This window comes from Nonomuraea endophytica (genome assembly GCF_014203235.1).
In the GTDB taxonomy this organism is placed as follows: Bacteria; Actinomycetota; Actinomycetes; order Streptosporangiales; family Streptosporangiaceae; genus Nonomuraea; species Nonomuraea endophytica.
The window spans coordinates 51,763-64,734 of sequence record NZ_JACHIN010000027.1 but is presented as its reverse complement, the minus strand read 5'-3'; the positions used below and the strand labels follow the sequence as shown (position 1 = coordinate 64,734).

At 71.7% G+C, this 12,972-nt stretch carries 13 protein-coding genes; 3 read left to right on the top strand and 10 right to left on the bottom strand.

Annotation, left to right across the window (positions count from 1 at the left end; all coding sequences use genetic code 11):
* Positions 1-4: 4 nt before the first annotated feature.
* The 5 genes from HNR40_RS51400 to HNR40_RS51380 all read right to left on the bottom strand — a co-directional run bounded on the left by HNR40_RS51400 (position 5) and on the right by HNR40_RS51380 (position 5,203).
* Positions 5-832, bottom strand: a complete 828-nt coding sequence (locus tag HNR40_RS51400) for a PaaX family transcriptional regulator C-terminal domain-containing protein (RefSeq protein ID WP_246510846.1) — start codon at positions 830-832, stop codon at positions 5-7.
* A gap of 63 nt (positions 833-895) precedes the next feature.
* Entirely contained in the window at positions 896-1,687 is a 792-nt protein-coding gene (locus HNR40_RS51395; protein WP_184975693.1) for an SAM-dependent methyltransferase, read from the bottom strand.
* Positions 1,688-1,740: 53 nt separating this feature from the next.
* Positions 1,741-2,385, bottom strand: a complete 645-nt coding sequence (locus tag HNR40_RS51390; protein WP_184975690.1) for a GOLPH3/VPS74 family protein — start codon at positions 2,383-2,385, stop codon at positions 1,741-1,743.
* The gene (locus tag HNR40_RS51385; protein ID WP_312896864.1) at positions 2,382-3,767 is read right to left on the bottom strand and encodes an APC family permease; all 1,386 of its coding nucleotides are present in this window, start codon (positions 3,765-3,767) and stop codon (positions 2,382-2,384) included. Before HNR40_RS51385 ends, HNR40_RS51390 begins: the two co-directional genes overlap by 4 nt.
* 116 nt (positions 3,768-3,883) lie before the next feature.
* Entirely contained in the window at positions 3,884-5,203 is a 1,320-nt protein-coding gene (locus tag HNR40_RS51380; RefSeq protein ID WP_184975682.1) for a M14 family zinc carboxypeptidase, read from the bottom strand.
* A gap of 77 nt (positions 5,204-5,280) precedes the next feature.
* Between HNR40_RS51380 and HNR40_RS51375 the strand changes: the two genes are divergently transcribed.
* The 3 genes from HNR40_RS51375 to HNR40_RS51365 are packed head-to-tail and all read left to right on the top strand — an operon-like array spanning position 5,281 to position 8,227.
* Positions 5,281-5,892, top strand: coding sequence for a TetR/AcrR family transcriptional regulator (locus tag HNR40_RS51375; protein ID WP_246510845.1), 612 nt, complete (start codon positions 5,281-5,283; stop codon positions 5,890-5,892).
* A gap of 27 nt (positions 5,893-5,919) precedes the next feature.
* Positions 5,920-7,338 (top strand): MFS transporter, encoded by a 1,419-nt coding sequence (locus tag HNR40_RS51370; protein WP_184975679.1) that lies wholly within the window; start codon positions 5,920-5,922, stop codon positions 7,336-7,338.
* A 40-nt stretch (positions 7,339-7,378) separates the two neighbouring features.
* Positions 7,379-8,227 (top strand): M55 family metallopeptidase, encoded by an 849-nt coding sequence (locus tag HNR40_RS51365; RefSeq protein WP_184975676.1) that lies wholly within the window; start codon positions 7,379-7,381, stop codon positions 8,225-8,227.
* On the opposite strand, the gene HNR40_RS51360 is transcribed toward HNR40_RS51365, so the two are convergent.
* Genes HNR40_RS51360 through HNR40_RS51340 form a run of 5 tightly spaced genes read right to left on the bottom strand, consistent with a single transcriptional unit; the run spans position 8,193 to position 12,869 of the window.
* Positions 8,193-8,996 (bottom strand): ABC transporter ATP-binding protein, encoded by an 804-nt coding sequence (locus HNR40_RS51360; protein ID WP_184975673.1) that lies wholly within the window; start codon positions 8,994-8,996, stop codon positions 8,193-8,195. The two genes, HNR40_RS51365 and HNR40_RS51360, sit on opposite strands and share 35 nt — an antisense overlap.
* Entirely contained in the window at positions 8,993-10,012 is a 1,020-nt protein-coding gene (locus HNR40_RS51355) for a FecCD family ABC transporter permease (protein WP_312896863.1), read from the bottom strand. Before HNR40_RS51355 ends, HNR40_RS51360 begins: the two co-directional genes overlap by 4 nt.
* Positions 10,013-10,034: 22 nt before the next feature.
* Complete coding sequence (locus HNR40_RS51350; RefSeq protein ID WP_184975670.1) at positions 10,035-11,039, bottom strand: FecCD family ABC transporter permease; 1,005 nt, start codon at positions 11,037-11,039, stop codon at positions 10,035-10,037.
* Complete coding sequence (locus HNR40_RS51345) at positions 11,036-12,022, bottom strand: ABC transporter substrate-binding protein (RefSeq protein WP_184975667.1); 987 nt, start codon at positions 12,020-12,022, stop codon at positions 11,036-11,038. Before HNR40_RS51345 ends, HNR40_RS51350 begins: the two co-directional genes overlap by 4 nt.
* 25 nt (positions 12,023-12,047) lie before the next feature.
* Positions 12,048-12,869, bottom strand: coding sequence for a siderophore-interacting protein (locus HNR40_RS51340; protein WP_184975665.1), 822 nt, complete (start codon positions 12,867-12,869; stop codon positions 12,048-12,050).
* Positions 12,870-12,972 lie beyond the last annotated feature (103 nt).

Genomic DNA, 12,972 nt, shown 5'->3' with positions numbered 1-12,972 from the left:
AATGTCAACGATCACGGTAGAGCTTGAACAGGCGGATGTCGGAGCCCTGGTCCAGCAGGGAAAAGCAGTCTGCGGACAGCTCGCGGGCCAGCGTGCCCGGCCACGGCCGCGGCAGCAGTTCCGGAGGCAGGAGCGGGTCGTCCTCCAGCGCGCGGGTGAACTCCGCGGCCAGCTCCACCGCGAAGGTCAGCCGTTCCTGCGGGGTGAGCGGGTCCGCGCCGCGCAGCAGGTCGAGCCGGGGCCGGGCGACCTCGGCGAGGCGGTCGTAGCGCTCGGCGATCTTCTCCAGCGGCCACAGGTCGCGGGCCAGGGCGACCGGGTCGTCCTGCTCGCCCCTGCGCAGGTCGCGGCTGGTCAGGAAGGTGACGTGGCCGAGGACGTCAAGGCGGCGGGCGTGCTCCTCGACGTAGGGCTCCCACGCGTTGGCGCTGACGTAGAGGCCGCCGTGCACGGGCGCGCCGCCGAGCGCGGTGATCGCCGCGCGCAGCGCGTCCCTGGCGGTTCTCTCGCTCTCCGGTACGGCGAAGCCCACCAGATGCCAGGTGCCGTCCCAGGGCGCGAGCCCGGCGTCCTGCCGGTAGGCGTGGGCGACGAACTCGACGTCCAGCCCCATCGCCCGCTCGGCGCTGCCGGTGGCCCGCAGGACCGCCTTGCGCCCGCGGCCCTCCTGGACGAAGCGCCCCTCCGCGACCAGCCGTTTGACGCACAGGCGCACCTGCTGATCGGTCATGCGCAGCTGCTGGGCGGTGGCGTAGAGCTCGCCCGCGTCGACGGTGAGGTCGGTGCGGACGAGCGCCTCGACGAGCATCCGGGTGGGGACGTGGACGTCCAATGCGCTGGTCCTCCAGAGGTGGGCGAGCGGGACGAGTTTACGTCGGCCGGCGCCTTCCCGCCGTCAAGGCTTGCGTGCCACCGCCCCGTGGGCGTCGATGAAAGGCCCCGCCTCGTCGTGCCACTGCGAGATGGGGGCCAGCCCCGGCTCCACCATTTCCAGGCCCTCGAAGCAACTGGCCATCTCGTCGAGCGAGCGCAGGTAGTAGGGGACCGCGCCGCTCTCCGCCAGCTTGTCGCTGCCCTCCGCGACGGCCTCGCCGGTGGCGGTGCCGTCCCACAGCACGAGGTAGCTGCCCGAGGGCACGCTGTCCATGACCCGGCTGACGATCGAGCGCATGAGCTCGAAGTCCTCGACGTACCCCAGCACGCCCATGAACATCACCGCGATGGGCTTGGTGAAGTCGAGCACGTTGTGGGCGTCGGAGACGATCAGCTCCGGCTCGTGGTAGTCGCCGTCCACGTACGCGGTGACGCCCTCCGGGGTGGTGTTGCGCAGCAGGGCGCGGGCGTGCACGAGCACCAGCGGGTCGTTGTCGACGTAGACGATGCGCGCGGCCGCGTTGATCGACTGGGCGACCTCGTGGGTGTTCTGCATGGTCGGCAGGCCGGTGCCGATGTCGAGGAACTGGCTGATCCCGGCCTCACCGGCCAGGTGGCTGACGGCGCGGACCAGGAACCCGCGCGACTGCACGGCCATCTTCACGATGTCCGGATACACCTGGGCCACCGCGTCGCCGGCGGCCCGGTCGGCCTCGAAGTTGTCCTTGCCTCCCATCCAGTAGTTCCAGATGCGGGCCGCGTGCGGGACGTCGGGCTGGATCTTCGCGGCGAGGTCGGAACGCTCGTGGTTCATGGGCGGGCTTCCTGTGAGGGGTTTCGCGTGAAGAGATCGTACGGCGGCGCCGCTCAGCGGTACACGGCCACGGCCGCCTCGCCGATCAGCGCCTCGAACAGGCCGACGAGCTCCTTCACCTGCGGCGAGTGCTCGTTGACGATGGTCCGCAGGGTCGTGGTCAGCTGGGCCGACGACTGGCCGATGTAGAGCTCGGTGTGCACCTGCAGCGCCAGCACGAGGCCGCAGAGCGCGGCGCCGCGCGCGTCCATCTCCCGCCAGCCGCTCACCGCCGAGCGCACGTCGGTCGAGGCGCGCACGATCGCGGCCATGTCGGCCCGGTAGCGCGTGTACGGCAGCATGCCCAGCCGGCGCCCGGTCACCTCGGTCAGCAGGCCGACGCGGACGAGCTGCCGCCTGGCCCGGTCGTAGCTGTCGGCCGAGACCGTCTTGGCCCAGGTCACCGCGTCCAGCTCGGGCCGGTCGCGCTGGAACGCCCCGGCGTACGCGTCGACGACCGGGTCGCCGGTGGGGGTGGGGTCGGTGACCACGACGGCGCGGCCCTTGAGCCGGACGCGCCCGTACAGGGCCAGGTCGATCAGCACCGCTCCGGCCAGTCCGAGGGAGATGGAGGAGCGGTGGATGAGCGGCTTGCCGTTCTCGTGGTGGCACACGATGAAAAGGTCCTGGTAGAGCGGCGGCGGGACGTCCGCGCTCACACCGGCTCCTTCGTCAGCGCGCTCGGCCGCAGGGTGGGCGGCCGGCCGAGCAGGTATAGGGCGCCGAGGACCACGCCGCCCACCACGAACCAGATCAGGCCGACGACCTGCGCCATCACGTTGGCGTGGATCACCACGAAGACGAGCACGCTCAACCCGATCAGCGGCGCGATCAGGTGCGACCAGACGTTCTTGGACCGGCCTCGGATCGTGTAGTGCACGATCACCGACAGGTGCAGGACGATGAAGGCCACCAGCGCGCCCATGTTGATCAGGCTGCTGAGGAAGTCGACGCCGTCAGGGCGGGTGGACATCCACAGCCCGAGACCCACGGAGAGCGCCGAGATGAGCAGGATGGCGTTGGCGGGCACGGCGTTCTTGACCGAGATCCTGGCCAGGAACGAGGGAAGTTGCCGGTCGCGGGCCATGGCGTAGAGCAGCCGGGAGACCGCGACCTGCGCGACCAGGGTGTTGGCGATGCCCCACGAGACGGCGGTGGCGGTCGAGGTGACCTGCCGCAGCCACTCGCCGCCCGCCACCTGGGCCGAGTCGTAGAAGGCGGTGCCGCTGGCGCTGGTCAGCAGACCCTGCGGATCGGGTACGAGCAGCGCCGCCACCCAGACCTGGGCGATGAACAGCACCCCGGCCAGCAGCAGCGCGATGCGCATGGCCCGGCCCACCTGCTCGGAGCCGCCGGTCGACTCCTCGACGAGCATGCTGATCCCGTCGAAGCCGAGGAACGACAGCACCGCCACCGACACCGCGGCGAACACGATCGGCCAGGAGAAGGTGTCCGGGTTGAACAGCGGCGCCAGGCTGAACCCGCGCCCGTACCCCTGCGTGAGGGCCCAGACCCCGGCGGTCAGGAACAGCGCGAGCACGGCCAGCTCGGCGACGATCATCACCTTGGTGATGGTGATCGTCATGCGGATGCCCCGCAGGTTGATGATGGTGTTGACGGCGACGAAGAAGATCAGCCAGGCCCAGACCGGGACGCCGGGCAGGCTGGAGTTCATGGCGATCGAGGCGACCAGGTAGAGCAGGCTCGGCACCAGCAGGTAGTCCAGCAGGATCGCCCATCCGGTCATGAAGCCGACGGGCGGGGCGATGCCTCGGCCGGCGTAGTTGTAGACCGATCCGGACAGCGGGAACGCCCGTACCATCTGGGCGTAGGAGATGGCGGTGAACAGCAGCGCGACCACGCCGACCAGGTACGCCATGACCGGCATGCCGCCCGATCGGGAGTAGACGAGGCCGAAGATGGCGAACGGTGCGATGGGCACCATCATCACCAGGCCGTAGAAAACCAGGTCGGCGAGCCCCACCCCGCGGCGTAATTCCTGCTGGTAACCGAAACGGTCGATGCCGGCCTGGGGGTCCACAACAGCCTCCTCGCTGCTGGTCTTACTAAGGTTGTGTGATCCTTCCGTAGCTCTGGGTCGCATCGCAAGACATATCGGCCCCGTTCACCCGCACAGAACCTCGACAACATCGGTCATTACGCCGGGTCCGGGCTCTTGGCCGCCTCCGCGGCCAGCAGGGCGGCGCCGAGCTGGACGGCGACCAGCGTGCGGATCGGGATCGGGGTGGCGGTGAACCCGGTGTCGGCCTCGGTGAACCAGGCGTCGAAGAGCGTCCGCACCCGGGCCCGCTCCGCGCGGATGGCCGGGGTCGGGTTGCCCGCGGCGAGCTCGGCGTCCAGCAGCCGCAGCAGGGTGCCGCAGTAGCGCAGCCGCATGCTGTGCTTGAGCTGCTCGTTGCCGACGACCTCGGCGACCGTGGCCGGCCGGTCGGCGCCGGGGAAGCCCTCCCATTCGGCGATGTAGGTCTCGTAGGTGCCGAGGAAGTCCTCCATCGACCGGCGGAACGGCGAGGCCACGGTCAGGTCGGCCTGGACGGCGGCCATGGACCGGCCCAGCTCGGCGATCAGGTCGCGCTGCGCCGCCAAATGGGCCGCGATCGTGTCGCCGTACACCTGGCCGGTCGGGGTCTGGTCGGAGACGGCCGGATCGGCCCAGTAGGGAAGCTCGGTCACCAGGTGCAGGGCGCCGAAGCGGTCGGCGTAGTCGACGCTGCCGCCGCCGATGCCGTAGACCTCGCCCAGCTCGGCGCCGCGCGGCGTGATGTAGGCGGCCGGGCCGATCTGCCTGGCGCTTGGGATCTCCGGCGGGCCCATGTGCAGCGGCAGGCCCCGGCCGGAGGCGATGGCGGCGAGCTTCTCCGCGAGGCCGGGCACCTCGCGGCTGAGGTAGTAGAAGGCGCCCTGGAGCTCGCCGTTGTGCAGGGAGTAGACGAAGGCCGGCTTCACCTCGTCCATCAGCCGCATCAGCGCCTCGGTCTCCGGCAGCGTGCGCTCGAAGGTGTAGCCGTCGCCGGTCAGCGGGAACGTCCATTCGACCTGGTCGGCCTCGCACGGGCGGTAGAAGTGCTCGGCGTACGCCCGCCGGTCGCCGGGCCGCGCGTACCAGCCTTCGTTGAGCCGGGCGCCGTCCGGGTCGACGCAGGGGATGAGGTGCCAGCGGTAGCCGAACTCCTCGCGCAGCCAGGGGTCGTCGATGAGGCGGCGCAGCAGGTTGCTCACGGTGAGGGAGCCGATGGGCTCGTTGGGGTGGGGGCCGCCGATGATGACCGCGTCGCGGGGGCCGGCGCCGATCGTGGCCACGCGGAGCGGTTCGCCCAGGCGGGAGGCGCCGATGTGGCGGAGCCGTACCAGGTCGGGGTGGGTGGCGGCGAGGTGGTCGAGCTCGGCGTGCATCTCGTCCACGGCCGGGAACGCGGCGTGGTCGGGCACCTGGTTCATGTAAGAGTCGACGTTCATGCACGCAAAGATAATCTGGATTATTCTAATAATCTAGATTATCGTTTCGTTCACTCGACTGCGGGAGACCCGGCACCATGCGACTGACCAGGGCGGAAAGCAAGGCCGCGAACAAGCGCGCGCTGATCGACGCCGCGCGGGAGGTCGTCGGCAGGGACGGCGCGCGGGCGAAGCTGGAAGAGATCACGCAGCTCGCCGGGCTCACGACCGGCGCCGTCTACTCGCTGTTCGGCGGCAAGGACGGGCTGATGGTCGCGATGATCGACGACTACACCGGCCCGCTCGACCGGGAGCCGGTGGAGCGGATCCCGTCCAGCCGGCCGTTGGAGGAGGCCGTGGCCGCCATCGCCCGGCAGTACTGGCGGATGTCGGCCGACCCTGAGGCCGCCGGGCTGCTGCTGTTCGAGGTCCGGGTGCTGGAGCTCGTGCTGAACGACGCGAACCTGCTGGCCAGGCTCAACGCGGCGATCAACACCGCCGAGGCCGACCTGGTGCGCCACCTCGCCGGCCGCGAGCACGACGGCGTGCCGGTCACCGCGGAGCAGGCGCTACGCCTGGCCCGTGCGCTCAAGGCGCTGCTGTCCGGGCTCGGCCAGGCCGTCATCCTCGGCGTCCACGGCGGCTCGGAGGAGTTCTTCGCCGACGCCGCCCGCTCCCTGGTCACCGCCAGGGTGCTCGGCCCGGCATAGCCAGGTCACCCCCCGAAAGGCAGGACCATGTCCAGATCCGGCTTCGGCATCATCGGCCCACCGGTGTTGTTCATCGGCGTCTTCCAACTGCTGGAGACGATGCTCTCGCCCGCGCTCCCGCTCATCCAGAGGGAGCTGTCCGCCTCGCCCGGCGAGATCGCGTGGATCTTCACCGGCGGCCTGATCAGCTCGGCGATCAGCACGCCGATCTCCGGCCGCCTGGCCGACATGTACGACAAGCGGACCGTGCTGCTCATTCTGATGGCGATCACCAGCGCCGGCGCCCTCATCTCGGGCCTGGCGCCCAACGTGCAGGTGCTGATCGCCGGCCAGGCCGTACAGGGCGTCTGGCTGGGCGTACTGCCGCTGACCGTCGGGCTGTTCCGCGACACCCTCGAACCCGAGCAGGGCGCCACCGGCAACGGCCTGGTCATCGGCACCGCCGCGCTCGCCAGCGCGATCGGCCTGATCCTGTCCGGGCCGCTCATCGCCGCGCTCGGCTACCGGAGCCTGTTCTTCCTGACCCTGGGAGGCGCGCTGGTGGCCGCGATCTGGGCCTGGATCGCCGTCCCCGCCACGGCCCGCGCCGCCGGCGGCCGCGTCGACTGGCCGGGCGGGCTGCTGCTCGGCGGCGGGATCGCCCTGCTCATGCTGGGCCTGACCACCTCGTCGAGCTGGGGCTGGACCGATCCGGCCGCGCTCGCCCTGTTCGCCGCCGCGGCTCTGACGCTGAGTCTGTGGGCGTTCGTCGAACTGCGCAGCCGGGAACCGCTCGTGGACCTGCGCCTGCTGGCCGGGCGCTCATCCGCCGGAGTGACCGCGATGGGGTTCGTGTTCGGCTTCGCCTCCTTCGGGCTGCTGGTCGCGCTGCCGATGATGCTGTCGCTGCCCGAGGGCACCGGGTACGGCATGGGCGCCGACACCCTGTGGATCGGGCTCTACATGTTCCCGCTGGGCGTCGCGGGCACCGTCATCGCGCCGCTGGTCGGGCCGATGACCCGGCTGCTCGGGCGGCGTACCGTGCTGGTGCTCGGCGCCGTCCTGGTCTCCGTGGGCACCGCCATGCTCGCCTTCCTGCACGGCTCCCCGTGGGAGATCGTCGCCGGGGTGACCGTCACCGGCCTGGGCGGCGGCATAGGGCTCACCGCGGTGCTCAACGTCGTGGCCGCCGACGTGCCGGGGGAGCGGGCGGCCGGCGTCAGCGGCGTGGTCTTCGTCGCCAAGAGCATCGGCGGCACCTTCGGGGCGCAGGTGGGCGCCATGGTGCTGGCCGGCGGCAGCGTCGCCGGGATCCCCGCGGAGAGCAGCTTCGTTTCCACGTATCTGCTGTCCGCGCTGCTCGGGCTGCTCGCCGTGGCCGCCGCGTTCGTGATCCCCGGCGCTGTGCGGTACGCCGAAGCCGCGCGCGAAGGTTCGGCCAACGCGCCAAAGCCCGCCGCCTTCTAGGGTGACACGCTGCCACAGCGGCCAACGAAAGGAGCAGTCAGTGCGGGTCTACATCTCCATCGACATGGAGGGCATCTCCGGCATCGCGACCATGGACCAGATCGTCCGCGGCGGCCACGGTTATCCGCGCGCGCAGCGCCTGATGACCGCCGAGGCCAACGCCGCGATCGAGGGCGCGTTCGAGGCGGGCGCCGAGAGCGTCCTGATCAACGACAGCCACGGCACCATGGACAACCTGCTGCACGAGGAGCTCGACCCCCGCGCCCGGCTGATCTTCGGCACGCCCAAGCTGGACTGCATGGCCGAGGGCGTCTCGGCCGAGCACGACGTGGCCATGTTCCTCGGCTACCACGCCGCCGCCGGCTCGCCCGGCGTGCTCTCCCACACCTACTCCTCGCACTTCTACGAGGTGCGGCTCAACGGCAGCCTGGTCTCGGAGGCCGAGGTCAACGCGCTGCAGGCGGCCGCGGTCGGCGTCCCGATCGGGTTGCTCACCGGTGACGACGTCATCTGCGGGGTCGCGGAAAAGGCCTTCCCCGGCGTACGCACCGTCGCGGTCAAGGTGGCCCACGGGCACACCGCGGCCGACAGCCTCTCCCCGTCGGAAGCCAGGCGGCAGATCAGGGAGGCGGCGGCGGCGACCGTACGCGGGGCAGGAGAGCTGGCGCCGCTGCGCATGCCCGACACGCTGGAGCTGGAGATCGACATGCCGAGCACGCCCGCGGCGGAGCTGGGCGCGCTGATCCCGGGCGTGCGCAGGATCGCCGACAAGACCCTCGCCGGCACCTTCACCACGCCCGCCGAGCTGCTCGGCTGCGTGAGCGTCTGCTACCACCTCGCCGCCGACGCGATGATCAGCCGGATGGCCCTGTTCGGCCGTCGAGGGTAGGCACGACCATCGGCGTGCCGGTCACCGGGTCCGGCACGACGACGGCGGGCAGGTCGAACACATCCTTGATCAGCGCCGCGTCCACCACGTCGGCCGCCGCGCCCTCGGCCACGACCCGCCCGTCCTTCATCGCGATCAGATGGTCGGCGAACCGGCACGCCTGGTTGATGTCGTGCAGCACGGCGACGACCGTGCGCCCCTCGTCCCGCAGCCGCGAGAGCAGCGCCAGCAGCCGGTACTGGTGCGCGATGTCCAGGAACGAGGTCGGCTCGTCGAGCAGCAGGTACGGCGTGCGCTGCGCGAGCACCATCGCCACCCACACCCGCTGCCGCTGCCCGCCTGACAACTCGTTCACCGGCCGGTCGGCCAGGCCGTCCACGCCCGCGGTCGTCATGGCCTCGCTGACCGCGCTCTCGTCCTCCGCCGACCACAGCGACAACATCGGCTGGTGCGGGAAGCGCCCGCGCCCGATGAGCTGCCTGACCCGGATGTCCTCGGGCGCCAGCGGATCCTGCGGCAGGAACCCGAGCGAGCGGGCCAGCGCCTTCGCCGCGTAGGAGCCGACGTCCCGCTCGTCCAGCAGCACGCTTCCCTCGGCCGGGCGCAGCAGCCGCACGAGCGCGCGCAGCAGCGTCGACTTCCCGCACGCGTTGGCGCCCACGATCGCGGTGAACGCGCCGTCGGGCACGTCCAGGCTCAACCGCGTCGAGACCACCCGGTCGGCATAACGCAGCTCCAGATCCTGAGCCCGCAGACGCACGCTGGTCACGCTCTCCTCACTTCCTTGGCCAGGAGCCAGATCAGATAGCAGCCGCCGATCGCGGTGGTGACGACACCGACCGGCAGGGATTCGGGGGCCAGCAGCATCTGCGCGGCCAGGTCGGCGCCCTGCAGCAGGACAGCGCCGGTGAGCGCGGCCGGCAGGAGCGGAACCCCGGCCGCCCCCGCCAGCCGGCGCCCGATCTGGGGAGCGGCCAGCGCGATGAACGCGATCGGCCCGGCCACCGAGGTGACGGTCGCGGTGCACCCGACGCCGACCAGCACCATGAGCAGCCGCAGCCGGTGCAGCCCGACACCGGTGGCGCTCGCCACCGCCTCGCCGAGCGCCGCCTGATGCATGGTGTGCGACCAGGCCGCCATCAGCGCCAGCAGTACCGCGATGATCGTGAAGGGAACGGGCAGGTCAGCCCAGTCGACGCCGTTCAGCGAACCGGCGCTCCAGCCCACGGCCGCGATCGCGACCTCCAGCTCGGCGCGCAGCACGATCCACGAGTTGAACGCGGTCACGATCGCGCTGACCGCGATCCCGATCACGACCAGGCGCAGCCCCGACAGCCCGCCGCCCGAGGACAGCAGGTAGATCATGGCGGCCACGGCCAGCCCGCCGACCACCGAGCTGGTCGCGAGCACGACGGAGCCGCCGGAGAACACGGTGAGCGCGACCAGCGCGCCGGTGTAGGCGCCGGCGTCGAGGCCGATCACGTCGGGGCTGCCCATGGGGTTGCGGGTGAGGTTCTGGAAGATCGCCCCGGCCACGCCGAGCGCGAGGCCGAAGACCATGCCGGCCAGCACCCGGGGCAGCCGCCAGTCCCTGATCACCACCACGGACTCGCCCTGCCCGCCGAGCGCGGCCAGCACCTCGCCGGGCGTCGCCCACGAGGCGCCGTAACACAGCCCGAGCAGCCCGGCCCCGAGCATCAGGGCGGCCAGCGCCGCCGACAACACCAGCGTCCGGCGCTCAACCCGGACCAACCACCCGCCCGCGCGCACCACAACGACGCTCACAGCGCCCCCGCCCCAAAGCACTTCACAGCGTGCCCGCCCCGTAGCGCCGGACGGCCCAGATGAGCACCGGGCCGCCGAGGAACGCGGTGACGATCGCCACCGGCACCTCGCCCGTCGGCAGCAGCACCCGCGAGCCCATGTCGGAGACCAGCAGCAGGATCGGCCCGAGCACCGCCGAGTACGCGGTCAGCCACGGCACCGAACCCCCGGCCAGCGGCCGGACCACATGCGGCACGATCAGGCCGACGAACAGGATCGGCCCGGCCGCGGCGGTGGCCGCCCCGGCCAGCACGGTGATGCACAGGAGCGCCGCCAGCCGTACCCGGGTGACGCTCGCGCCCAGGGTGCGCGCGACCGTCTCGCCGAGCGCGACCGCGTTGAGCGGACGGCTGAGCAGCAGCGCCCCGGCGACGGCGAGGACGATGAGCGCCAGCGTGAGTGTGAACGGGTCCTTCTCGCGCCCGGCCAGCGAGCCGATCGACCAGAACCGGAAGCGGTCGAAGACGTCGGGCAGCATCAGCCGCAGCCCCAGCGACAGCCCGGCCAGCACCGCGCTCAGCGCGACGCCGGTGAGCACGAGGCGCAAAGGCGACGCGCGGCCGACCGAGTACACCAGGACGGCGGCCAGCGCCGCGCCGCCGCCGGACAGCACGAGCTCCGACGCGGGTGTGGTGGCCAGGCCGAGCGCGGCGCCCACGGTCATCGCGAAGCCGGCCCCGGCCGTGACGCCGAGGACGCCGGGCTCGGCGAGCGGATTGCGAGAGAGCGTCTGGATGAGCACCCCGGCCACCGCCAGCGCGGCGCCGACCCCGACGCCGAGCAGCGCACGCGGCAGCCGTACGTCGCGCACGATCGAGTGGTCGGGCGAGCCGTCGAAGGCGAACAGCGCGCGCACCACCTCGGCGGGCGCGACGGCGTGGGCGCCGATGCCGACGCTCACGACGGCGACCAGCGCGAGCAGGACCACCCCGGCGACCAGCACCGCGCCGCGCCCGGTGATCGTCCCGGCGCGTGCGGCGAGCGTCATTTCGCGGCCAGCGGCGCCAGCGACTTGTCGAGCGCGTCCAGGGTGAGCAGCGCCTGACCGTAGGTGGCGGCCTCGGTGTAGCGGATCGCGAAGGCCTTGCCCGCCTTGACCGCGGGCAGCTTCTTCCACAGCTCGGAGTCGAGCACGTATTTGACGGCCTGCAGCGGCGCGCCGTCCGGGCCGACCGAGTAGGTGACCGCGTCGGCCTCGGCGAGCGCCGTGGGCAACTCCTCGATCGAGGGGTACTCGCTCACGTCCTTGCTGCCGCCGCCCTTCACCTTCACCTGGCCGTAGTAGGCGGCGCCGATGTCGTTGGCGATGTTGGTGCCCCACGACCGGTCGAACTCGCGCTGGAAGGTGCCCTTGCCGACCTCCCCGTACGCGCCGACGTGGGCGAGCTTCAGCCCCGGCAGGACCTTCTCGTACTTCGTCCGCAGCTCGGCGGCCTTGGCCTCGTAGGTCGTCTTGGCGGTGTCGAAGCCCTCCAGCGCGCCCGCGGCGTCGGCCTGGCGCTGCGACAGCTCCCGCCACGCCGAGGGAACCGTCGGCCCGATCGCCACGACGGGCGCGATCGACCGCAGCCGCTTGAGGTCGATGTCGGCCAGCACCGGCGTGGGCACGCCGATGACGATGAGGTCGGGCTTGGCGTTGGCGATCGCCTCGTAGTTGGTCTCGGCCGCGGTGTCCCCGGCGACCTTCGGCAGCTTGTCGTAGGCGGCGCGGGTCTTGGCGTCCATGAGCGGCACGCCCCGCTTCCACGTCGAGATCCCGGTCAGCGGCGCCCCCGCCTCGATCAGCACGGGTACGGCGTAGCCGGTCGCGACCACGCGCTTGGGGTCGGCGGGGATGGTGATGTCGCCGTTGGCGGCCTTGAAGACGCGGGTGGCGGTGTTGGCGGCGGGCGGCTGGCTCCCGGACGCGCAGCCCGCGGTGGCCACGGCGAGTGCGAGCATGACGGAGCCGAGCGTGCGGCCAGTAGACATGGCTGTTTCCTTACACATGGGTGGATCAGTGGTCGTCGTAGTCGGCGGCGCCGCGTTTCCAGTAGCCGGTGATGTCCTGGTCGTCGGGGCCGAGCCCGAGGTGGTCGCGGACCCAGCGGCGCAGCGGCTTCAGCGTGTCGGCCTCGCCGGCCATCCAGGCGAAGACCCGCTCGCCCTCGGGCACCGTCACTTCCTGGACGGCCCGCGCGAGGTCGCCGTCGCGCAGCCAGTGGATCTCGACGCCCTCGGGGGCGGTCAGCTCGATCTCCTCGTCGGCGTCGGCGACCTCGATGAACGCCCATCCGGCGGCGCTGTCCGGCAGTTCCTCCAGCCAGCGGGCGATGGCGGGCAGCGCCGTGAGGTCGCCGGCCAGCAGGTACCTGTCGTAGGAGTGCGGCACGATCAGCCCGCCGGGCGGGCCGGCGACGTGGGCGGTCGCGCCGGGGGCGGCGTTACGCGCCCAGTCGGCGGCGACGCCCTTGCCGTGCAGGGCGAAGTCGAGGTCGAGTTCGCCGGCCGCCGGGTCGTAGCGGCGCACCGTGTACTTGCGGGTGGTGGGGAACGGGCGCGGCCAGCTCAGCATGTGCCCGTCGGGCTCGGGCAGGCGAAGGGCGCCGTCGGTCTCGGGGAAGATCAGGCGTACGTGCTCGTCGGGGGAGTGGGCCTCGAACCCGGCCAGGCCGGGGCCGCCCAGGGTGACCCGGATCAGTCCGCTGCCGACCATGGCGGTGCGCAGGACCTCGACCTCGCGGATCCGGATCGGGTAGGCCACCTTGCGGGCGATCGTGCCCGCTCTGACCTCCGCGATACGTTCCAGATACCGCTCACGGTCGTCGATCCGTTTCACGAGTCCGTTCCCTTCTCGGTGAATTTAGGCAAGGCTAACCTAATCACATGAGAAGGGACGGCCGCGCCCGGGGCAGGCCGGGCGCGGCCGTCTGGCGGGATCG

What these genes read in the sequence shown, in the direction of transcription:
- HNR40_RS51370 (WP_184975679.1), top strand. Translation starts at nt 5,920, where the DNA reads ATGTCCAGATCCGGCTTCGGCATCATCGGCCCACCGGTGTTGTTCATC.
- HNR40_RS51380 (WP_184975682.1), bottom strand. Translation starts at nt 5,203, where the DNA reads ATGAACGTCGACTCTTACATGAACCAGGTGCCCGACCACGCCGCGTTC.
- HNR40_RS51345 (WP_184975667.1), bottom strand. Translation starts at nt 12,022, where the DNA reads ATGTCTACTGGCCGCACGCTCGGCTCCGTCATGCTCGCACTCGCCGTG.
- HNR40_RS51375 (WP_246510845.1), top strand. Translation starts at nt 5,281, where the DNA reads ATGCGACTGACCAGGGCGGAAAGCAAGGCCGCGAACAAGCGCGCGCTG.
- HNR40_RS51350 (WP_184975670.1), bottom strand. Translation starts at nt 11,039, where the DNA reads ATGACGCTCGCCGCACGCGCCGGGACGATCACCGGGCGCGGCGCGGTG.
- HNR40_RS51395 (WP_184975693.1), bottom strand. Translation starts at nt 1,687, where the DNA reads ATGAACCACGAGCGTTCCGACCTCGCCGCGAAGATCCAGCCCGACGTC.